This window comes from Devosia sp. LjRoot3 (genome assembly GCF_964252865.1).
In the GTDB taxonomy this organism is placed as follows: domain Bacteria; phylum Pseudomonadota; class Alphaproteobacteria; order Rhizobiales; family Devosiaceae; genus Devosia.
In genome coordinates, this window is the sequence record NZ_CAXUPK020000002.1 from 744,047 (window position 1) to 765,343 (window position 21,297).

At 60.9% G+C, this 21,297-nt stretch carries 14 protein-coding genes; 12 read left to right on the forward strand and 2 right to left on the reverse strand.

What is annotated here, in order from left to right; translation table 11 throughout:
* Window positions 1-2: 2 nt before the first annotated feature.
* The 5 genes from ACSQ2A_RS10545 to ACSQ2A_RS10565 all read left to right on the forward strand — a co-directional run bounded on the left by ACSQ2A_RS10545 (window position 3) and on the right by ACSQ2A_RS10565 (window position 5,603).
* Window positions 3-1,106 carry an ABC transporter ATP-binding protein gene (locus tag ACSQ2A_RS10545; RefSeq protein WP_436072191.1) on the forward strand — a complete coding sequence of 368 codons (1,104 nt, stop codon included), beginning with the start codon at window positions 3-5 and terminating at the stop codon, window positions 1,104-1,106.
* Between the two features lie 3 nt (window positions 1,107-1,109).
* Entirely contained in the window at window positions 1,110-2,516 is a 1,407-nt protein-coding gene (locus ACSQ2A_RS10550) for a CehA/McbA family metallohydrolase (RefSeq protein ID WP_436072192.1), read from the forward strand.
* 3 nt (window positions 2,517-2,519) lie between these two features.
* On the forward strand, window positions 2,520-3,374 hold the full coding sequence (locus ACSQ2A_RS10555; RefSeq protein WP_436072193.1) for a sugar phosphate isomerase/epimerase family protein: 855 nt from the start codon (window positions 2,520-2,522) through the stop codon (window positions 3,372-3,374).
* Complete coding sequence (locus tag ACSQ2A_RS10560) at window positions 3,371-4,438, forward strand: Gfo/Idh/MocA family protein (protein WP_436072194.1); 1,068 nt, start codon at window positions 3,371-3,373, stop codon at window positions 4,436-4,438. Before ACSQ2A_RS10555 ends, ACSQ2A_RS10560 begins: the two co-directional genes overlap by 4 nt.
* 154 nt (window positions 4,439-4,592) lie before the next feature.
* Complete coding sequence (locus ACSQ2A_RS10565) at window positions 4,593-5,603, forward strand: LacI family DNA-binding transcriptional regulator (protein WP_436072195.1); 1,011 nt, start codon at window positions 4,593-4,595, stop codon at window positions 5,601-5,603.
* An 80-nt stretch (window positions 5,604-5,683) separates the two neighbouring features.
* On the opposite strand, the gene ACSQ2A_RS10570 is transcribed toward ACSQ2A_RS10565, so the two are convergent.
* Window positions 5,684-6,709, reverse strand: a complete 1,026-nt coding sequence (locus ACSQ2A_RS10570; RefSeq protein ID WP_436072196.1) for a LacI family DNA-binding transcriptional regulator — start codon at window positions 6,707-6,709, stop codon at window positions 5,684-5,686.
* Between the two features lie 209 nt (window positions 6,710-6,918).
* Here ACSQ2A_RS10570 and ACSQ2A_RS10575 point away from each other — a divergent pair, with 209 nt between their 5' ends.
* The 7 genes from ACSQ2A_RS10575 to ACSQ2A_RS10605 all read left to right on the forward strand — a co-directional run bounded on the left by ACSQ2A_RS10575 (window position 6,919) and on the right by ACSQ2A_RS10605 (window position 18,099).
* Window positions 6,919-9,699 carry a glycoside hydrolase family 2 protein gene (locus tag ACSQ2A_RS10575; RefSeq protein ID WP_436072197.1) on the forward strand — a complete coding sequence of 927 codons (2,781 nt, stop codon included), beginning with the start codon at window positions 6,919-6,921 and terminating at the stop codon, window positions 9,697-9,699.
* 249 nt (window positions 9,700-9,948) lie between these two features.
* Window positions 9,949-11,031, forward strand: coding sequence for an ABC transporter ATP-binding protein (locus tag ACSQ2A_RS10580; protein WP_436072198.1), 1,083 nt, complete (start codon window positions 9,949-9,951; stop codon window positions 11,029-11,031).
* A 92-nt stretch (window positions 11,032-11,123) separates the two neighbouring features.
* Window positions 11,124-12,398, forward strand: a complete 1,275-nt coding sequence (locus ACSQ2A_RS10585) for an extracellular solute-binding protein (RefSeq protein ID WP_436072199.1) — start codon at window positions 11,124-11,126, stop codon at window positions 12,396-12,398.
* A gap of 153 nt (window positions 12,399-12,551) precedes the next feature.
* Entirely contained in the window at window positions 12,552-13,433 is an 882-nt protein-coding gene (locus ACSQ2A_RS10590) for a carbohydrate ABC transporter permease (RefSeq protein WP_295415171.1), read from the forward strand.
* A gap of 68 nt (window positions 13,434-13,501) precedes the next feature.
* Window positions 13,502-14,314, forward strand: coding sequence for a carbohydrate ABC transporter permease (locus ACSQ2A_RS10595; protein ID WP_291409273.1), 813 nt, complete (start codon window positions 13,502-13,504; stop codon window positions 14,312-14,314).
* Window positions 14,311-15,318 carry a hypothetical protein gene (locus ACSQ2A_RS10600; protein WP_436072200.1) on the forward strand — a complete coding sequence of 336 codons (1,008 nt, stop codon included), beginning with the start codon at window positions 14,311-14,313 and terminating at the stop codon, window positions 15,316-15,318. Before ACSQ2A_RS10595 ends, ACSQ2A_RS10600 begins: the two co-directional genes overlap by 4 nt.
* A gap of 135 nt (window positions 15,319-15,453) precedes the next feature.
* Entirely contained in the window at window positions 15,454-18,099 is a 2,646-nt protein-coding gene (locus ACSQ2A_RS10605) for an autotransporter outer membrane beta-barrel domain-containing protein (protein WP_436072201.1), read from the forward strand.
* A 126-nt stretch (window positions 18,100-18,225) separates the two neighbouring features.
* Here the strand turns inward: ACSQ2A_RS10605 and ACSQ2A_RS10610 are convergent, their stop codons facing one another.
* Window positions 18,226-21,018, reverse strand: a complete 2,793-nt coding sequence (locus tag ACSQ2A_RS10610) for a bifunctional aconitate hydratase 2/2-methylisocitrate dehydratase (protein WP_436072202.1) — start codon at window positions 21,016-21,018, stop codon at window positions 18,226-18,228.
* Window positions 21,019-21,297: the final 279 nt, after the last annotated feature.

Sequence of the window (21,297 nt, forward strand, 5' to 3'; positions counted from 1 at the left end):
TTATGGCATCTGTTGAATTCAAAAACGTCACCAAGAGCTTTGGCGAGTTCAAGGCGGTCGCGGACGTCAGCTTCGATATCGGCGATGGGGAATTTGTCTGTCTGCTTGGCCCCTCCGGCTGCGGCAAGACCACTTCGCTGCGCATGATGGCGGGGCTTGAAACTCCGACTTCGGGGAAAATCCTGATCGGCGGGGAGGAGGTGACCCATCTCCACCCCAAGGATCGCAACATCGCCATGGTGTTTCAGGACTATGCGCTCTATCCGCATATGAACCTGGCCGACAATATCGCCTATCCGCTAAAAGTCCGCGGCGAGCCGGTGGCGCAACGCCATGGGCGGGCCAAAGAGGTCGCTGATGTCCTCAAGATCGGGCACCTGATGGATCGCCTGCCGAGCCAGATTTCTGGTGGCCAGCAGCAGCGCACCTCGCTTGCCCGCGCACTGGTCTACCCGGCAAAGGTCTATCTTTTCGACGAGCCGCTTTCCAATCTCGACGCCAAGCTGCGGCTTGAGGCGCGTGGTTTCCTCAACCACTTGCAGCGCGACATGGGCATGACGGCTGTCTATGTGACCCATGACCAGGCCGAGGCCATGGCACTGGCGACGCGCATTGCCGTGATGGATCAGGGGCATATCGTGCAGTTTGCCTCGCCGATCGAAATCTATCGCCGGCCAGCCACGACCTTCGTTGCGAACTTTGTCGGCAACCCGCCGATGAATCTGGTCGAGGTGGAAGGCGCGCAGGTCGATGGCAAGCTGGTGCTGAAGGCCGAGGGGCTGACCATTGCCGGCCTAGCCATGACCGATGCTATCGGCAAGGCACTGACGGCGAGCGGCAAGCTGACGCTGGGCGTGCGGCCGGAACATCTGGGGATCGCCGCGGCGGGCGCCACCAACACAATCACGGCGCCGCTCTTTGCCAATGAAAATATGGGGCCCGAAAGCCTCGTCACCGTGGACCGCGGCGACAGCGCCCGCGTTACGGCGCGCATCTTCACCGATGATCATCTTGATCTGTCCAAGGTGGTGACGCTCGGCTTCTCTGCTGAGCACGTCCATCTCTTTGATAGCGCCGGCAAGCGTATTCCGGCCTTGGGAGAATAGGTCTTGTCCAAGACTATCACCGCACATGCGACCCGCGCTGATCAGGCGCGGAATCCATACTTTTACATTCCCTTCGAGGTTCCATCCGGCACGACGCGGATCGATGTGACGCTGGCCTATCCCAAGGCCGAGGATTGCATCATCGATCTCGGCGCCTTTGATCCCCGCGACAAGGGCTATCCGACCCAGGAGGGTTTTCGCGGCTGGAGCGGCGGGGCGCGCGATCGTTATTTCATCGCCACCGACGATGCGACACCGGGCTATATCCATGGCGAAATTCGGCCGGGGACGTGGAACGTCATTTTGGGACTCTACAAGGTTCCCGAGGCGGGTGCCGATGTTACGGTGACCATCAGCCTTGACGCGTCACCGCGAAAGCTTGAACCACAACCGGCGCGGACCTTTCCGGTGCGCAACGAGGCTGGCTGGTACAAGGGTGACCTCCACTGCCACACCTTCCATTCCGATGCGCGCGGTGCGCCGGAATTGCTGCATGCGGCGGCGAAACAGGCCGGGCTCGATTTCCTCGCCATTGCCGACCACAACACCATCACCCAACGCCGGTATTTTCACCCCCAATCCTCGCCGGACCTCGTCTTCGTGCGGGCCATGGAAGTGACTACGGCCGTTGGACACGCCAATGTCTATGGGGTCGATGAGTGGATCGACTTCCGCATGACAAAGCCGTCCGATGCGCATGTGCTGGAAAAGCTGGTGCACGAAAAGGGCGGGCTGCTCTCGATCAATCACGACAAGCCCACCATCCCCTGGGATTACGAGTTTCCCGCCGCCGACTGCCAGGAAGTGTGGCAATCCACCTGGATGGCCTGGAACTGGATTTCGCTGGAACGCTATCAGCAGCGCTTGGCGGCAGGCCTGAAGCTCTCGGCTATCGGCGGCTCGGACTATCACCAGCCCGACCGTCTGCTGCCCGAAGGCCCGCTGGTTCTGGCTCGTCCGACCACGGTTTTCTGGCTGCCCGAACTGAGCGAAGACGCCGTTCTCGCCGCGATGAAATCGGGCCATGGTTATGTGACCGAAAGCCCGACCGGGCCGCATCTCGAAATCCGCTGCGGGGGCATTGTCATGGGCGGCAGGGCTGCCGGCCTCTCCGAGATAACCGCTGTTGTTCGCGGTGCCGCGGGCGACCGGCTTGTGCTGATCGATGCCACCGGCCCCATCGCTGACGTCCCAATTTCGGGTGAGGACTGGCAGCAGAATATAGCCGTCAAAAACCCGCAAAAATTCGTTCGGGCAGAAATCATCGCTGTCGCTAGTCGCGAAAGGCTGGTGGCCGAGTTCACTGGCGCTCTCGAAGGCCGCGAACTGCCTTGGCAACTCAAAGGTGCTGATCTGGCCGACCAGCCGATCCGCCGCGCCCTCAGCAATCCAATCTATATCGGTTCCTGACCCATGCTTATCGGCAACGCGCCCTGTTCCTGGGGCATCGCCTATCCTACCGGCAATCACTATTCGTGGTCGCAGTATCTCGATGAGGTTTCCGAAGCCGGCTATCGCGGTACTGAACTGGGGCCGCTCGGTTTTTTGCCGAAAGATGCAGACCTGCTGCGCGACGAATTGGGCAGGCGCAATTTGGCGCTGATTGGCGCCACGCACGTCCACACCTTTGGCGACGTGGCCTCCGCGCCGATGCTGATGGCGACTTTGCGTGAGCTTTCGACGTTGTTGAAGACATTGGGTGCCAAGCATCTCGTCATCATGGATGAAAGCAATTGGTACCCGGCGGGCCAGGAAGGCGTGCTCGACGAGGCTGGCTGGCAGGGACTAGTCGGGATGGTGCGTGACGCGCAGAAGCTGGTCGAAGGCGAGTATGGCCTAAAACTCAGCTTTCACCCGCATATCGGCACCGCCGTAGAGAAGGAAGCGCAGATAGATCGGCTGCTTGCTGACACGAGAATCGATCTCTGCTTTGATACCGGGCACCATGCCTTTTGGGACCAAGATCCTGTTTCCTATATGGAAAAGGTCTTTTCCCGCATTGCCTACATGCACCTCAAGAATGTCGATCCGAATGTCCGCGCCCGGGTTCTGGCCGGGGAGCTGTCCATCGCAAAATCCTATGGTGCGGGGGTGATGTGTCCGCTGCCTGACGGGGCAGTGGATATTCAGGCCGTGATGCGCCTCCTGGCTAAGCGGGGCTTTGATGGGCCTATCGTGGTCGAGCAGGATGTTGCGGAACACGCCGCGGAAACACCGTTGCAACTGGCGGCGCGGAACCTTGTCTATATGGAAGGGATTGCGGAATGAGCGCGGTTCTCAAGGTTGGCCTCATCGGGCTCGGTGAAGTCGCCCAGCTTATGCACCTGCCCCTGCTGGCGGACGATAATCGCTTTGAGATCAATGCGATAACCGACGTGTCGTCCAGTCTCGTTGACTATGTGGCGAACCGCTATAGCGTGCCGACACGGCATGCGAGCGCAGAGCCGTTGATTGCCGATCCGACGCTGGATGCAGTGTTCATCCTGACGCCGGATCATCTTCACGCCGAGCTGCTGGAAAAGGCCATCCGTTCGGGAAAGCACGTCTTTATCGAGAAGCCGGCTTGCCTGACCGCGACGCAGCTTGAGCCGCTGCTGTCGCTGCCGAAACGGCCGGGGCAGGTGCTGTTCGTGGGCTATATGCGGCGGTTCTCGCGGGCTTTCGCGGAACTCAGGAAACGCTTGCCGCCATTGGAAAAAATCCGCCATGTGCGGGTGCGAGATATCATTCGCGAGGCGCCGTTTTTCGTGGCGCAGACGCGAAACGTGTTCAAGCCTAGGGATGTGTCGGCTGAGGTGATCGCCGAAGGTCGGGCGCGGACGCTGGGCATGTTGCGCTCGGTGATGGGCGAGGATTGCCCGCCTGACGCGCTACGGGCCTATCAGGTGCTTACGGGCTTGAGTTCACACAGCTTTTCGGCGATGCGCGATCTGCTCGGCAAGCCAAAAGGGGTGCGTTACGCGACCCAGCACAATGGCGAAACGGTCATTGCGCTCTTTGACTATGGGCATTTCACCGCGCTTTACGAGGCGGTGATCGATGATGTCTCGCGGTTCGATGCGGGTATCGAGGTGCTGACCCAGAGACAGCATTTCAAGATGAACTACGATACGCCCTACATCCGCAACCTGCCGACGCGGTTGGAGATCACGAGTTCAACGGATACGGATACCGGCACGGAAGTGATCGGGCCGATCTATGAGGACCCGTTCCGCATCGAGCTTGGTGCGTTTTTCGATAGTGTTGCCAATGGCTTACCGGCGAAGACCAGTCTTGAGGACTCCATGGAGGACCTCAAACTCTTCGCCGAGGTCGGCCGGCATTTTCGCTAATAAACCTTGGCATTCAGAGGCTTGCTAATATTAGCTGATTGTGTATTAGCTTTTTCGGCATCTAGCTCTGAGTGTCATGCCTCCTTCAACCCGCACATTGGCGAAGCCTGCCCGTTCCGGAAAAGAGAGCGGGTCGAATTCGCGCCGGGTTACGATGACCGATATTGCGCGGGAGGCCGGCTGCTCCCAGGCGACTGTATCATTCGTCATAAATGATGCCCCGGGGATAAGATTGTCGAGCGAGACGCGGCAGCGGGTGCTCGAGACGGCGCGGCGGCTGGGTTATGGCTTGCCGCAGGTGAAGGTGGCAGTGGAGGCCAAGCGGGTCCGCCGCGCTGGAAGGATCGGGTTTATTGTCGATCAGCTGGCGACGAGCCCGGAGGCGGTGCAGGCGATTGAGGGGTTGAGCCAGGCGGCGCAGGGGGCGGGGGATCTCGTGTTCGTATCGCAGAGCCGGAATGATCCCGAGGTCGAGGCGGAGCTGATCGAAACCTTTGTCGAACAAGGGGTTTCGGCGCTGGTCTATATGACCATTTTTACCCGCGAGGTGGAGTTGCCGCTGGCGCTGCGGAACCTCGATGTGCCGGTGCTTTTGCTTAATTGCTATACGACGGGGCAGTCTTATCCTGCTGTGGTGCCGAGCGAAATTGCCGGTGGTCAGCGGGCGACACATCATCTGATCACGCGCGGTCACCGGCGGATTGCGACGATAACGGGCGAGATCTGGATGGAGGCGGCGCAGGATCGGCTTAAGGGGTATCGGCGGGCGCTGGCGACGGCGGATATTCCGTTCGATGCGGACCTGGTGTTTTCGGGCGATTGGTCGGCCAGCGCCGGCTATGAGGCGACGCGGAAGATCCTGGACCTGCCAGAGGTGCCGACGGCGATCTTTTGCCAGAACGATCGCATGGCGATCGGCTGCTATGAGGCGCTGAAAGAGGCGGGGTATGAGATCCCGCGGGATATGTCGGTCGTGGGCTATGACGACGAGGAAATTGCGCGGCATCTGCACCCGCAATTGACGACGTCGGTGCTGCCGCATCGGGCCATGGGGCAGTGGATTGCCGAGCAGCTTGCTGATGGGCCTGGTGATGATCGCTATCCGCTGACCAAGCTGGAGTGTCCGTTGGTGGAGCGGGCCTCGGTGGATAAGCCGCGGGGGTAGTGCACGCCCTCGTGGTTCGAGGCTGCGCTTGCGCTCCGCACCTCACCATGAGGGCTACTGCGAATGTGAGGGGTGATGGCCTAGCCCATTGGCGGCGCTATCGAATTTCTTCCCACGTATTCACACTCGATCTTGAGTTTCTGCATGCGCTCGTCGGCATCAAGGTCGTCAAAGCCGTCTAAAAGTTGGCCGACGGCCCAGCGGGCCATTTCGTCGTGGGGGAGGACCATGGTCGAAAGCGGTGGGTCCATGCTGGCGGAAATGTCTTCGTTGTCGAAGCCGACGATGGAGAGGTCTTGCGGGATTTGCAGGCCGAGGATGCGGGCGGCTTCGTAGCAGCCGATGGCCATTCGGTCGTTGAAGCAGAAGATGGCTGTGGGGCGATCGGGGCGGGAGAGCAGGGTCAAGGCGCGCTCGCGGCCGGCACGGATGGACCAGCCGCCGAGGGTAACGAGGCTTTCGTCGACCTGCACTCCGGCTTTTTCCATGGCTTGCCTGAAACCCTTTTCGCGATCGATGGCGGCTTCGGCCGTGTCGTGTTCTCCGGCGAGATGGGCAATGCGGGTGTGGCCGGCCTTGAGAAGCGCTTCGGTTGCCATATAGCCGCCGACGATATCGCCGGGCACGACTGCGGGGTGTTTTAGGCGCTTTTCGTAGCAGTTGAGAAGGATCAGCGGCAGGGCGGAAAAGGCATTAGGAACAACGACTTCGCGCGTCATGAGCGTTGTGTAGATGGCGCCGATGGCGTTTTGGGCGACCAGCATGTCCAGGCCGGCCTGTTCGAGGGCGGGGCTATTGCCGGTGCAGAAGGTGGCGACGGTGACGTCCTGCAGGGCAGCCTCGTCGCGGGCGCCTTCGAGGAATTGCGCGGCGAAGGGTGTGGTGGACACTTCATCGATGAAAAGGCCGATGACGCGCTGGCGGCCGGCGGGCACGGCATGGGCCTTGCCGCGGCGATAGCCCAATTGATCGGCGGCTTCCTGGACGCGGCGGCGCGTGGCTTTTGAGACTCGGGCATTGGGGACGCCGTTGAGAACCAGCGAGACCGTGGCCTGGGAAACCCCTGCCAGCTCGGCCACTTCATGCATGGTTGCGCGCTTTTCCACCTGATCTCCCACGGTGCGCCAGATTCCCCCTTCTTGTACCTAATTTGCTGACAGACTGGGAACATTTCGGACCGCATTCCGGCGAATTGTAGTCGCCCTGCGGTGGTTTCTCACGAGCGAGTGCGGCGCCTTTTTCACCCTCTTGCCAAGCGGGTCGTTTCGGCCATATGGTGATAATAATATAACTAATACGCTTAAGGGTGGAGATTATGAATCTTGGTCGTGCAGTCGCCACGGAGGCCGTCGACGCGCCGCGCAAGAGCTTGTCGCTGGATGGTGTCTGGCAGTTCAAGCACGAGGATGGTCCCTGGCGTGAGGCGCACGTGCCCCAGCCCTGGCAGGCCGAATTCTCCGACCTCGTCGATACCTTTGGCCATGCCGTCTACAAGCGCAGCTTTGCCGTACCGGCTGGCTGGGACCGGCAGGAACTGGTGCTGCACTTTGGTGCGGTGAGCTATTTCTGCGAAGTGTTCCTCAACGGGCAGAAGCTGGGGAGTCACGAAGGGGCCTTCCTGCCGTTCGACTTCGTGCTCGATAGCAAGCTGCTGCGCCCGACCAATGAGGTCGAAGTGCGCGTGACGATGCCGTCGGCCGATCATCGCGCCTTCCCGGACTTCCCGTTTGGCGAAGTGCCGCATGGCAAGATTTCCTGGTATGGCCGGATTGGTGGCCTCTGGCAGTCGGTATCGCTGGAAGCGCGCGATGCGCGTCGGCTTGAGGCGGTGGTGATCACTGCCGGTACCGATGGCATTGTCAAAGCTGAGCTGGATTTCTCTGCGGCGGCCGTGGGCCTGCCGGTGGCACTGGCCGTGCGCGATGCCAGCGCCAATGTGGTGGCCGAGAGCACGGTGACGGCGGCGGCTTCGGTTGTGGCGGAACTGGCGGTGACGGCGCCGAAGCTTTGGGGCATCGATCAGCCCAATCTTTATACGTTGACCGTGTCGCTGGGCGACGATGTCGACGTGGTGGAAGAGCGTTTTGGCTTCCGCTCGGTCGAGACGCGTGACGGCAAGATCCTCCTTAATGGCGAGCCGATCTATATGCGCGGCGCGTTGGATCAGGACTACTATCCGGACGGTATCTATACGCCGCCTTCGCTCGAATTTCTGGAAGACCAGGCGAAGAAGGCGAAGGAACTCGGCCTCAATACGCTGCGCTGCCACATCAAGGTGCCGGACCCGCGCTATTATGACGTGGCCGACCGTTTTGGCCTGCTCGTCTGGACCGAAATCCCGAACGTGGCGAATTTCACCTCGAAATCGGCGCAGCGCATGCGCGACACGATGACGGGTATTTTGAAGCGCGACCGCAACCATCCTTCGATCATCGCCTGGACGATCATCAATGAGGACTGGGGCACCCGCATGCTCGAAAATGCCGAGCACCGGCAGTGGGTGAAGGATACCTATGACTGGCTGAAGGCCGAGGATGCTACGCGGTTGGTCGTCGACAACTCCGCCTGTTTCCCCAACTTCCACGTCAAGACCGACCTCAATGACTACCACTATTACCGCTCGGTGCCCGAGCGCCGGCAGGAATGGGACGACATCACCGCGCAGTTTGCGGCCGGTGCCGACTGGACGTTCTCAAGCCTTGGCGATGCGGAACGGAAGGGCGATGAGCCGTTGATCGTTTCCGAGTTCGGCGTCTGGGGTCTGCCTGATCCCAAGAAGCTGCGCCGTGAAGACGGCTCGGAGCCGGATTGGTTCGAGACGGGATCGCTTTGGGGCGATGGCGTGGCGCTGCCGCATGGCATCGAGGACCGTTTTGGCGCGCTCGATCTCGCCAAAACCTTCGGTTCGTTCGATGCCTTTATCGAGAACGTGCAGTGGTATCAGTTTATGAACCTGCGCTACGAGATCGAGGAGATGCGCCGCTACTCTTCGATCATGGGCTATGTGATCACCGAGCTGACGGACGTGCATTGGGAGGCCAATGGGCTCCTCGATATCGAGCGCAATCCGCGCGTCTTCCATGATGTGTTTGGGACGATCAACGCTGACGTGGTCATCGTGCCGCGTCCGGCGCGTTACTCGGCATATCTGGGTGAAACGCTCGATATCGAACTCAAGATCGGTACCGGCGGTCTTTCCATTCCGGCTGGCGCCGTGCTGCGCTGGAGCGGCGAGGTTTCGGGTTCTGTTGCAGTGCCGGCAACGGGCAAGGTATCGACGGCTGATCTCGGCAAGATTGGTTTTGCCCTGCCTGCGGGCGGCGGCAATCGTGTGCTGTCCATAGAATTTGTGCTGGAGGCCAATGGTTCGGTCCTCTCGCGCAACACTTGCGAGATCGCGCTTTATGCAAAGCGCGATACGGCCGGGCGACCCTCCATCGCTGCCGCCGATTCCTCCCTCGCAAGCTATGCCAGCGGCCTCGGCTACCGTGTGGTACCGGCTGCCGAGGCCGATGTGGTGCTGGTGCATGCTGTTGATGGCGACGACGTCGAAGCCATCAAGGCGGGCGCACGCTACCTGATCCTGGCTGATGGGACCGTTGAGACCAACAAGAACCTGCGGACGGATATGCCGGACGGGGAACTGCCGCACCGGTCGATCGTGGCCGATGGCAAGAAGTTCCGGCCGAGCCTTGATCAGCACCTGCCGGGGATCAGCCTTGTCGAACGCGATGGCACGATTTGGCGTGGTGACTGGATTGCCGGGTTCTCGTGGGTTCGACGCGAGGGAGCGTTTGCGGACATTCCGGGCGGGCCGATCTTTGATCTGAGTTTTTCGGATGTCGTGCCGCATCACCTTCTTACCGGGTTCAGGCCCTGGGAGTTTGGCAACAACGTCATTGCCGGCATGGTCTGCGGCTGGGTGCATAAGCCGGCGGCGATCATTGGCGAGAAACGGGTTGGCCGTGGTGGGGTTGTCGCGACGACGTTCCGCTTGCTGCGGGAAAAGGCCGGGGCCGATCCGGTGGCGGCGGCGCTGTTCGATGGGCTCGTGGCGACGGCGGCGGAGTTGCCGGTGGATAAGGGTTCGATGTGAGGTGAGCCACGATGCCCCCTTCTCCCCTTGAGGGAGAAGGTGCCCCGAAGGGGCGGATGAGGGGTATTTTATGGTGCCCCTCAGAAGCTCCTCTGCGGAGGATAGATACCCCTCACCCTGACCTTTCGCTGAACGCGAAAAGTCTGTCCCTCTCCCTCAAGGGGCGAGGGGAGGCTCGGTGGGTGGGGCGAGAATGAATGCCGTGACCAGAAGACAGCAAAGCTGCGCTGGTTGAAGAGGAGGAAAGAGATGGCCGATATTGTCCTTCGGGATGTCAGCAAGTCCTATGGCGCCGTGCAGGTGCTGGACAGCGTCAGCATGCATATCCGCTCGGGCGAGTTCATCGTCTTTCTTGGGCCTTCGGGCTGCGGGAAGTCGACACTGCTGCGGATGATTGCCGGGCTTGAGGCGGTCAATGCGGGCGAAATCCATATCGGCGAGCGCCGGGTGGATCAGCTGCCGCCCAATCAGCGCGGCGTCGCCATGGTGTTTCAGAATTATGCGCTCTACCCGCATATGACGGTGCGCCAGAATATGAGCTTTGGGCTCGAAAACGTCGGCACCGACAAGGCTGAGATCAATCGACGCGTCGATGAAGCGGCGCGCATGCTGGAAATCGGGCAATTGCTGGACCGGCGGCCTGCACAGCTTTCGGGCGGGCAGCGGCAGCGTGTTGCCATTGGCCGCGCCATTGTGCGCGAGCCCGACGCGTTCCTGCTCGATGAGCCGCTTTCCAATCTCGATGCGGGGCTGCGCGTGAGGACGCGCGTGGAACTGGCGCAACTGCACCAGCGCATCGGCACGACGATGATTTTCGTGACCCATGACCAGACCGAAGCCATGACGCTGGCGAGCCGGATCGTGGTCATGAACAACCGCAAGGTGGAGCAGATCGGCACGCCGATGGAGGTCTATTCCAAGCCGGCGAGCCGGTTTGTGGCGGCCTTTGTCGGTTCACCCTCGATGAACTTTTTGCCGGTGACGGCGCTGGCCGATGTTGGCGGACGCGTGGTGGTGACGGCGGGTGGTTCGACCATTCCGACGACAATCGCGACTTCGGCGGCCCCGACCGTCGGGCAGGGGCTGACCTTCGGGGTGCGGCCGGAATCGCTGCGGGTCGCCGCTGATGGGGAGATTTCCGGGACGATTGCGCTCGTCGAGCGGCTGGGGGACCGGACGCTGATCCATACGCGGCTCAGCGACGGCACCGTCATTGTTGGCGACGATATCGGCAAGTCGACGCTCGAAGCGGGCGCGCCGGTGCGGCTGAAGGTCGATGGCTCGGCGGTGCATCTCTTTGATGCGCAGGGCGTCGCTTATCACGCGGAATAGACCGCAAGAATTTCTGCTGGGCGGAAGACGATAACTGCACCGCCTCAGCCGGATGAACACATGCATTGGGCATGTTTTGGGAGGAAGATGTTATGAGACTGTCTTTGAAGCGATTGGCTCTGGTGTCGACGGCGCTGATGGCGCTGACGAGTGCCGCTGCAGCGCAGCAGACCGTGGTCTGGTGGGATTTTCTGGCAGGCGGCGACGGCGTGCGCATGAAGGCGCTGATCGACGGTTTTAATGCCGAACACCAGGGCGAGATCGAAATCCAGGGCACGACGCTGGAATGGGGTACGCCCTTCTACACCAAGCTCCAGACCTCCTCGGCCATTGGCGAAGGTCCCGATATCGCCACCTATCACCTGAGCCGCATTCCGCTGGCTGTCGATAGCGGCACGCTCTCCGAAATCACCGATGAGGATCTCTCGGGTGCCGGCATTTCCGATGCCGATTTCACCCAGGCGGCTTCGGACGCCGGCAAGGTCGATGGGACGCGCTATGCCGTGCCGTTCGACCAGCATGGCCTCATTCTCTACTACAACAAGGACATGCTGACCGAAGCCGGTCTGATTGGCGACGATGGTCTGCCGGCCGGGCTCGATGGGCTCGAGAACTTCAACAAGATCCTGGCCGATTTCACCAAGGACGGCAAATACGGCATTTCGACCCCGACGGGCGACCGCTACCGCACCATCTACAGCCTTTTCGGCCAGCAGGGCGGCACCATGTTCGACGAGGCCGCTGGCGGCTTCTTCCCGACCGATGAAGATCTCGCCAAGCTGACCAGCTCGATCGAGGTGGTGAAGGGCTGGGTCGATAGCGGCTATACGCCGGTGCAGGTCGAAAGCCCGGCCGCGCTCGCGCTCTTCACCTCGGGCCAGTCGCCGTTCTTCATCATGGGCAATTGGGAAATCCCGACCTTTGTCGATCTCCATGCCAAGGGTGAACTGTTCGAATGGGGTGCGGTGGAGCTGCCGACGCTGTTCGAGAACAAGGCTGCCTGGTCTGACTCGCATGCCTTCGTCGTGCCGGCCAATTCCGGCAAGGAAGTGGACGCCGACAAGCGCGCGGCAGTGATGAAGGTCATCGCCTGGATGGACCAGCACTCGCTCGATTGGGCTGGCGCGGGCCATATCCCGGCCTTCAACGCCGTGCGTGAAAGCGCTGAATTCCAGGCGCTGAAGCCGCAGTCTGATTATGCAGGGTTTGCCGATACGGCGGTGTTCGATCCGCGCACGATCCTTGCTGGCCCGGCTGCCCCGCTGGGCGATGCGTGGAGCAACTTCATCAATCCCGCCACGACCGGCGAAATCGAACCGGCTGATGCCGCCGCGCAGATGCGCGACGATCTCAACGGCCAGCTCTAGGTCTGGACTCGATGGGCACCCTCCCCCTTGCGGGGAGGGTTGGGGAGGGGGGCTTGAGCCGCGAGATCGAGGCTCTCACACCCCCTCCCATCCTCCCCCGTCAAGGGGGAGGTGCCGGTCTGGTGATTTTGGTTGGATTGGAGGCCCAAAAGAATGCTCAGGGACAAAAGGCAGGAATATCTCGTTGCGCTGCTCTTGGTGGGCCCGTTCGTGCTCATCTATGGCGCGCTTTTTGTCTGGCCGACGATCCAGATGGCCATGCTCAGCTTCACCAAGGCGCCGCTGATCGGGACGGGCGACTGGGTCGGCTGGGACAATTATGTAAAAATCCTCAGCCACAAGCTGTTTCACCAGGCCTTTTGGAACACCGCCTATTTCGTGCTCCTGACCGTCATTCCCAATACGCTGATTTCGCTGGTCATTGCGCTGGCGGTGAACCGGTTGAAGGGGCCGGTGCAGGGCTTTGTGCTTGCCTGCTTCTTCCTGCCCTATATCCTGCCGGTCTCGGTGGTGTTCCTTACCTGGAACTGGATCATCGACGTGCAATATGGGCTCGTGCAGGGTTTTGTGGCGCTGTTTAATGGCGGCCAGCCGATCTCGCTGACGCGTACCATTCCGCTCTTCATGCCCACGGTCGCCTTCGTCACCATCTGGTGGACCATGGGTTTCAATATTTTGCTCTTTATCGCCGGGCTGCGGAACATTTCGCCTGAAATTTATGAGGCGGCATCGCTTGATAGTGCCGGGCGGTGGCGGCAGTTCCAGCGGATTACCTGGCCGCTGATCTGGCCGGTGACGGCGCTGGTGCTAACCATTCAGCTCATCGCACAGCTCAAGATTTTCGACCAGGTCTATCTGTTCTCGATCGGCGGGCGGCAGGACGCGACGATCACGCTGGTTCAATATGTCTACAAGCTGGCTTTCCAGCAGAACAAGGGCGGCGAGGCCGCGACGGCAGCCATGCTGCTCTTCCTGATGATCATCATCCTGTCGGTGCTGCAATACCAGCTCCTGCGTGCCCGAGGTGAGAAATGAGCGCCGAAGCCCTTCCCAACCGCGAAGCCATTGCGGCCGCGCGCAGCCGGGGCGATGGCCCCATCGACATGATCGGACTGGTGCTCACCGTCATCACCATCCTCGTGGCGCTCGGCTCGTTCTTCCCGATCTATTGGGCCGTCATCACCTCGATCAAACCCGATGGCGAGGTGATCTCGGGCAGCAATTCGCTGATCCCCAATCGCGTCGTCTTCGACAGCTATATCCACATCTGGAACAACACCAATATCGGCATCTGGTACATCAACTCGATGGTGACCTCGCTGATCATTACTGCCTTGGTGATCGTCTCCTCGGCCGGTTGCGCCTATGCGCTGAGCCAGCTCGATTTCCCCGGGCGGCGCGTGATCTATGTGCTTATTCTGGCCTGTTTCATGGTGCCGATGCAGGCGCTGATCGTGAACCACTTTGTGCTCATGGCGCAGTTCAAGCTGCTCAATACCTGGGCCGGTATCATCCTGCCGCAGTTGATCGTTCCGGTTGTCATCATCGTCTACAAGCAGTTCTTTGACTCGGTGCCCAAGGAGTTTCGCGAGGCGGCGCAGATGGATTCTGCGGGGCATCTCAAAATCCTGTTCCGCATCTATCTGCCGATGAACTGGGGGGTCACGGCGTCGCTCGCCATCATCACCTTCATTGGTGCCTGGAACAGCTTCCTCTGGCCCTTCCTTGCCGCGACAGGCGAGGCGACGATGACCGTGCCGGTGGGCATTACCCAGGTGAAGGACGCCTATGGCATCGTCTACGGCAAGCTGATGGCCTCGGCCGTGGTGGCGGGCCTGCCGGTGGCGGTGGTCTATCTGATCTTCCAGCGCCGGGTGACGCAGGCGATCATGCTTTCGGCCGGCGTGAAGGGTTGAAGCGCTCCGCTGATCTCGATCTCTTCAAGACCATGCTCGTTGTGGGCATGGTTGCTATCCATGTCTTCCAGCTCCTCGGGCGCTCTATGCCGGTCTGGGTGGATTGGCTGGCCGAGGGGATCAATCTCATCACCTTTTCCGGCTTTCTCCTCGCCATGGGTATTGGCGTGGGGATGGGGAGCGAGCGGGAGCGGGGGCTTTGGGAGCGGTTGCGGCCGGTGGTGCTGCTGCTGCTTGCCGCCTGGATTTCGGCCTTTGCCTTTGCGCTCTTGGTCGATCGGGCGCCGCTCACTTGGGCGCTGGCGCTGGATGTGCTGAGTTTTAGGCAGCTCTTCGGCTGGAGCGAGTTTCTCGCCAGCTTCTTCATGCTCTATCTGCTGCTGGCTTTGTTTCGACCGCTCATCCTGCGCATGGCGCTGGACCCGCTCTCCTTTGGCCTCGCCGTGGCGCTGTCCTTTGCCTCGACATGGATCGTCGTCGACCTGTGGCTGCCGGCATCGGCAACCCTTCTGGGCACGACACTCTTCGCGAGCTTTCCGCTACTGCCCTATCTGCCGTGGTTTCTCGTCGGCATTCGGCTGGGGCGGAGCGGCGGGAAACTGGGCTGGGCGCATTGGGCGCTGGCGGCTCTGTGCTCAGGCCTTCTCGCCTTTCAGGTGCAGCAGACGGGCACTTTGCCGGGACGCTTTCCGCCGACCGTGCCCTGGGTGATCGCCCCGGCTCTGGTGCTGGCGCTCTATTGGGCCTTGGCGCGCCTGCTCGCCGCCCGCATGCCAAATCTGCTGCTGCTGCCGGGGCGGCATGTGCTGAGCTATCTGCTGGTTTCGAACCTGCTCATCTTTTCTGCGCGGCGGATCTGGGGAAGGCCAATCACGGAGGTGGAAACGTGGTTGGGGAGCACGCTGGGCGTGCTGGTGGTGATTGGGGTGGGCTGGTGGATCGTGGAGAGGTCGCGGGGCTTTGCACGCAAGTCCTTGTGGGGAGCCAATTTATCAAACAATTAAGCATAGTCCGCAATATTTGCGGCTATGCTCAAGATGCTTTCCATTTCAACGCAAGCGCGAAATCGTCTTTGCTCTGCAATCGCCAGTTGGCGATATCGAGGCCTGCTTCTGTCCTCGACTTGGATGGGAGCGGCCATGGTGGCCCTGTCCCCGGCATCTGCCCAGCAGGTCATTCTCACCGGCACCAATAACCCTGGTGATCCTGCGACCATCGATAGCAGCACCGTTCTCTGGATCGGCCTCTACGGGGATGGGGAACTCAACATCCAGAACGGTGGCGTGCTGAACGATCTGAGTGCCTATATCGGCGGCTCCGCGGGCGATGAAGGCATCGCGACTGTGACGGGACTGGGATCGGAGTGGCACAATGGAAACAACCTGGACATTGGCTTTCACGGCGTCGGCACGTTGAATATTGCCGCTGGGGGCGTTGTATCGGCTAGGAACAGCGATGTCGGCTATACGGACGAAGGCCATGTGCTGGTCAGCGGAACGGGTTCACGCTGGTCCAATAGCGGACGGATCAATATCGGCAACAGCGGAACGGGCGATATTGTCATTGAAGATGGTGCGACCGTCTCGAGCAATGCAGCGACCATAGGCGTTGGATCGGCCGGTCGTGGCGAGGCCCTGCTGACGTCCGGGGGCTCATGGACCGTGGGAGGTCTGTTCACTGTCGGGGGGGCTGGCCACGGTGTCCTGGAGATCGAGGATGGCGCGGTTGTTTCGGCTGGCGGCGTTGACCTGGGCACGGCAGGTGCGTCGGCGAACGGAACGCTGGTTCTGCGCGGCACGCTGGGGGCTCGCGGCGTTCTGGAAACGAACCGCATTCGTGGCGGCCTTGGAACCGCTGATCTCACCATAGATGGTGGTGTATTGCGCGCGACGGACGACGCCGCGCAGTTCTTCCAGAATTATGGAAGCCAGACAGTGTCGCTTGGCGCCGCGGGCGGGACGATTGACACCAATGGCTACGATATTGGCATCTCGCCGGAACTGACTGGGGCAGGCGGCCTGACAAAGCAGGGCGCGGGTACTTTGACCCTGACCGGCGCCAACAGTTTTGTAGGCGGCACGACAATCGACGCGGGTACCCTGCAGCTGGGCGGCGGCGGCACGAGCGGCAGCATTCTCGGCAATGTCACCAATAGTGGTGTGCTGGCGTTCAACCGCTCAGACCAGGTGACTTTCGGTGGCACGATCACCGGCACCGGCGGCGTTCAGCAGCTTGGCGCGGGACGGACCACACTCACCGCCGACAATTCGGGCCTTTTGGGCGTGTCTGCGGTTCATGACGGCATCCTGTCGATCAACGGCATTCTTGGAGGCACCCTCGAAGTCGTGGGAGGGCGCCTGCAAGGCAATGGCCAGGTCGGCAGCACCACGAATTTTTCCGGCGGTACGATCGCGCCCGGCAATTCCATCGGCACGCTGACCATCAACGGCAATTATGTCGGCAATGGCGGCACGCTCGAGATCGAGACGGTGCTGGGAGACGACAGTTCCGCAACGGACCTGCTGATCGTGACTGGCGATACGTCTGGCAACACCAATGTTCGCGTCATCAATGTCGGTGGTGTTGGTGCGCAAACCATCGAAGGCATAAAGATTGTCGAAGTCGGAGGGGCCTCCAACGCGTCATTCGCACTGCTCGGCGACTATTTGCTGGACGGGGAGCAGACCGTTGTCGCAGGTGCCTATGGATACAGGCTCTATCAGAACGGGGTGTCAACGCCCGCTGACGGAAACTGGTATCTGCGCTCGACCGCCGTCAGTCCAGGGGCGTCGGCCGGCCTGCTCTATCAGGCAGGCGCGCCAGTGTACGAAGCCTATGCAGCCGTGCTGCAGGATTTTGAGGGCCTCGATACACTGCAACAACGTCTCGGCAATCGTGTCTGGGATGGCGGAGAGACCAACACCGAAGCTTCGTCCACTGGCACCAGAAGCGGCCTTTGGAGCCGGGTGGCCGGCAGCCACACGCGTGTTGTTCCCTCTCAATCCACAACTGGGGCCGACTATAGCGTCGACACCTGGCAGCTGCAGATCGGAGCAGACCGGCAGCTCTACACCGGTAGTGCGGGTGACGTGATCGGCAGTCTTGCCCTGCGTTATGGAACGATCTCGAGCGACGTTGCTTCGTTCCACGGGCACGGCTCGATCGGTAGCGTTGGTCACGGGCTGGATGGCTCTCTGACCTGGTATGGCACCGAGGGCTTCTATCTCGATGCCGCCGCGAGAATGACCTGGTATGACAGCACTCTGTCCTCATCGACCGCTCAAACGAGGCTCGTTTCTGGCAACAACGGCTTTGGCTATGCAATGGGACTTGAGGCGGGCCGGCAGATCGCTCTGGACCAAAACTGGTCCGCCACACCACAGGCTCAGCTGACCTATTCCGGCGTCTCTTTTGATCGCTTCTCCGATGTCTATGGCGCGAAGGTCGCACTCGCCGATGGTCAGGACCTGAAGCTCCGTCTCGGGCTCTCGGCCGACTACAGGGACAACTGGATCGATGCGGGCGGCGAGCGCAGCCACCTCCACGCATACGGCATTGCCAACCTTTATATTGATGCACTGCCGCAATCCCAGGTGGTCCTTGAGAATGTGCGTCTTTCGAGTGCCCGAGAAAGCCTGTGGGGTGGGCTCGGTCTCGGTGGCACTTACAGCTGGGGCGACGGCAAGTACGCGATCTATGGGCAGGCCGGGATCAATACCGGCCTTGTATATTTTGGTCGCAGCTACAGCATCGCCGGCACGACGGGTCTCGCGGTCAAGTTCTAGTTGCTTGCGGGAGCACGTGTCGGAAAACGACGGGTGCTTAACCAATGCCGGCACTCGATCAACGCAAAAGGCCCCGCATTTCGGCGGGGCCTTTCATGTGATGTCACCCGACTAGGGTTCGCGCCCTTAGAAGTGCACCGACTTGGAGTCCATCGGGTTGGACGAGGTCGGCGGAGCGAATTTGGTCAGGTCGATGCCTACCACGGCGGCCTTGTATTCGTCGGCGCTGGGGGTGCGGCCGAGGATGGCGGAGAGGACAACCACAGGCGTCGAGGCGAGGAGGGATTCGCCCTTCTTTTCGGCGGTGTCTTCAACGACGCGGCCCTGGAAGAGGCGGGTCGAGGTGGCGAGAACAGTGTCGCCCTTTTCGGCCTTTTCCTGGTTACCCATGCAGAGGTTACAGCCCGGACGTTCGAGATAGAGAATATTCTCGTATTCCGTGCGGTTGGCGGTCTTGGGGTGGATATCGTCGAACTCGAAGCCGGAATACTTCTGGAGGATTTCCCAGTCGCCTTCTTCCTTGAGCTCATCGATGATGTTGTAGGTCGGGGCGGCGACGACGAGCGGGGCCTTGAATTCGACCTTGCCGGTTTCCTTTTCGAGGTTCTTCAGCATCTGGGCGACGATCTTCATGTCGCCCTTGTGCACCATGCACGAGCCGACAAAGCCCAGGTCCACCTTCTTGGTGCCGCCATAGTAGGAAACCGGGCGGATGGTGTCGTGGGTGTAGCGGCGCGAGACGTCGGAATTGTTGACGTCGGGATCGGCGATCATCGGTTCGTCAATCAGGTCGAGATCGACCACGACTTCAGCAAAATACTTTGCATTGGCGTCGGGCGAGAGGGCCGGCTTTTCGCCCGAGCGGATTTCGGCGATGCGGCGATCGGCCTTGGCGATCAGGCCCTTGATCGTCTGGGCAGCGTTGTCCATGCCCTTGTCGATCATGATCTGCATGCGCGACTTGGCGATTTCGAGGGACTCGATCAGCGTCTCGTCTTCAGAGATACAGATCGACGCCTTGGCCTTCATTTCGGCCGTCCAGTCGGTGAAGGTGAAGGCCTGGTCGGCGAGCAGGGTGCCGATGTGCACTTCGATGATGCGGCCCTGGAAGACGTTGTCGCCATGCTGCTGCAGCATCTGCGCCTGGGTGGCGTGGACGACGTCGCGGAAGTCCATATGGGGCTGCATCTTGCCCTTGAAGGTGACCTTGACCGACTGCGGGATCGGCATGGTGGCTTCGCCGGTGGCGAGAGCCAGCGCCACGGTGCCGCTATCGGCGCCGAAGGCCACGCCCTTGGACATGCGGGTGTGCGAGTCACCACCGATGATGATGTCCCAATCGTCCACGGTGATGTCGTTGAGCACCTTGTGGATCACGTCGGTCATCGAGTGATACTTGTTGAGCGGGTCGCGGGCCGTGATCACGCCAAAGTTGTTCATGAAGGCCATGAGCTTTGGAATGTTGGCCTGGGCCTTCTTGTCCCAGACCGAAGCGGTGTGACAGCCGGACTGATAGGCGCCATCGACCAGCGGGGAGATGACCGTAGCGGCCATGGCCTCGAGTTCCTGGGCGGTCATCAGGCCCGTCGTATCCTGCGAACCGACGATGTTGACCGTGACGCGGACGTCCGAACCGGCGTGCAGGATTTTTCCAGGCGTGACGCCGACGGCGTTGCGGTTGAAGATCTTTTCGACCGCGGTCAGGCCCTGGCCTTCGACGGTGATTTCCTTGTTCGGTGCAAAGACTTGGGGGGCGGTGACGCCGAGGGTCTGGGCGGCAAAAGTCTGCAGCTTCTTGCCGAAGACGATGGCGTAGGACGAGCCGGCCTTCATGAATTCGGTCTTCTGCGGGGTGAAGGCAGAGGCGATGTCCACGAGCTCATTGCCGGCTTCGTCGCGCAGCTTCTTGGTCTTGGCATCGATGGTGAGGACCGTGCCGGTTTCGACCGAGTACTTCTGCTCGAGGATCGGGTTGCCTTCGTTGTTGAGGATCGGCTTGCCGTCCTCGCCGAGCTTCTTGACCCAGTTCTTGAGATTGAGGCCGATGCCGCCGGTCACGTCGACGGTGGTGGCGAAAATCGGGGAGATGCCATTGGTGCCGGCAACGATGGGGGCATAGTTGACGAAGGGCACATAGGGGCTGGCCGGCTTGCCGGTCCACAGGGCGACGTTGTTGACGCCGGACATGCGCGAGGAGCCGACGCCCATCGTGCCCTTTTCGGCGATCATCATGACGTGCTTGTCGGGGTGCTGCTTTTGCAGGGCGACGATTTCCTGCTGGGCGGCAGGGGTGATCATGCACTGGCCGTGCAGTTCACGGTCGGCGCGCGAGTGGGCCTGGTTGCCGGGGGAGAGAAGGTCTGTGGAAATATCGCCTTCGGCGGCGATGAAGGTGACGACCTTGATCTCGTCGGCGACATCGGGAAGTTTTGTAAAGAACTCGGCCTTCGAGTAGCTCTCGAGCACGTCCTTCGCGACGGCATTGCCGGCCTTGTAGGCATCGCGCAGGCGGAACATGTCGGCGTCGTAGAGGAAGACCTGGGTTTTCAGGACATCGCCGGCTGCCTTGGCGATGGTCGCGTCAGTGCCGAGGGCCACGTCGAGCAGCACTTCGACCGAGGGGCCGCCCTTCATATGCGAAAGCAGTTCGAGGGCGAAGAGGGGGGTGATCTCGGGGACGAGAACTTCGCCGAGGATGATTTCCTTGAGGAAGGCGGCCTTGACGGTGGCGGCGCTCGTCGTGCCGGGCAGGGTATTGTAGATGAAGAATTTTAGGGCATCGGCGCGCTGCGGATTGGCGGCATCGCGGATGATTGCGATGATCTCGCCGGTAAGCCCGCCAGCATCGATCGGCTTGGGCGCAAGACCCTGCTCTTTTCTGCTATCGATTTCGGCCAGGTAATCGGAGTAGAGGGTCATCGCAATCTCAACATCATGATGTGTGGGGCGCTGAGACGCAGCGCCACTATTGTGTGTCGCCGGTCAGCCTAGAGCCATTGGGTTCGCATTGCGTAAACCGCGGCCTCGCGACTTGTTACCCCATTTCGCACAAGAAGCGGTACTTTTGAATCAGCAAGGGCAGGTTCAAAAATAGCAACGCTCCGGATGGCCGGTTCGACCCGCGGAAACCGGTGCATTTCCTTGACCTCACAAACAAAATCCGGCGCTGTCATAATTTCTGCACCACTTGCATTCTCA

Excerpts from the sequence above, each read along its gene's own strand:
- ACSQ2A_RS10580 (WP_436072198.1), top strand. The coding sequence starts at position 9,949 with ATGGCCGATATTGTCCTTCGGGATGTCAGCAAGTCCTATGGCGCCGTG.
- ACSQ2A_RS10565 (WP_436072195.1), top strand. The coding sequence starts at position 4,593 with ATGACCGATATTGCGCGGGAGGCCGGCTGCTCCCAGGCGACTGTATCA.
- ACSQ2A_RS10590 (WP_295415171.1), top strand. The coding sequence starts at position 12,552 with ATGCTCAGGGACAAAAGGCAGGAATATCTCGTTGCGCTGCTCTTGGTG.
- ACSQ2A_RS10605 (WP_436072201.1), top strand. The coding sequence starts at position 15,454 with ATGGTGGCCCTGTCCCCGGCATCTGCCCAGCAGGTCATTCTCACCGGC.
- ACSQ2A_RS10595 (WP_291409273.1), top strand. The coding sequence starts at position 13,502 with ATGATCGGACTGGTGCTCACCGTCATCACCATCCTCGTGGCGCTCGGC.
- ACSQ2A_RS10555 (WP_436072193.1), top strand. The coding sequence starts at position 2,520 with ATGCTTATCGGCAACGCGCCCTGTTCCTGGGGCATCGCCTATCCTACC.
- ACSQ2A_RS10545 (WP_436072191.1), top strand. The coding sequence starts at position 3 with ATGGCATCTGTTGAATTCAAAAACGTCACCAAGAGCTTTGGCGAGTTC.
- ACSQ2A_RS10560 (WP_436072194.1), top strand. The coding sequence starts at position 3,371 with ATGAGCGCGGTTCTCAAGGTTGGCCTCATCGGGCTCGGTGAAGTCGCC.
- ACSQ2A_RS10585 (WP_436072199.1), top strand. The coding sequence starts at position 11,124 with ATGAGACTGTCTTTGAAGCGATTGGCTCTGGTGTCGACGGCGCTGATG.
- ACSQ2A_RS10575 (WP_436072197.1), top strand. The coding sequence starts at position 6,919 with ATGAATCTTGGTCGTGCAGTCGCCACGGAGGCCGTCGACGCGCCGCGC.
- ACSQ2A_RS10610 (WP_436072202.1), bottom strand. The coding sequence starts at position 21,018 with ATGACCCTCTACTCCGATTACCTGGCCGAAATCGATAGCAGAAAAGAG.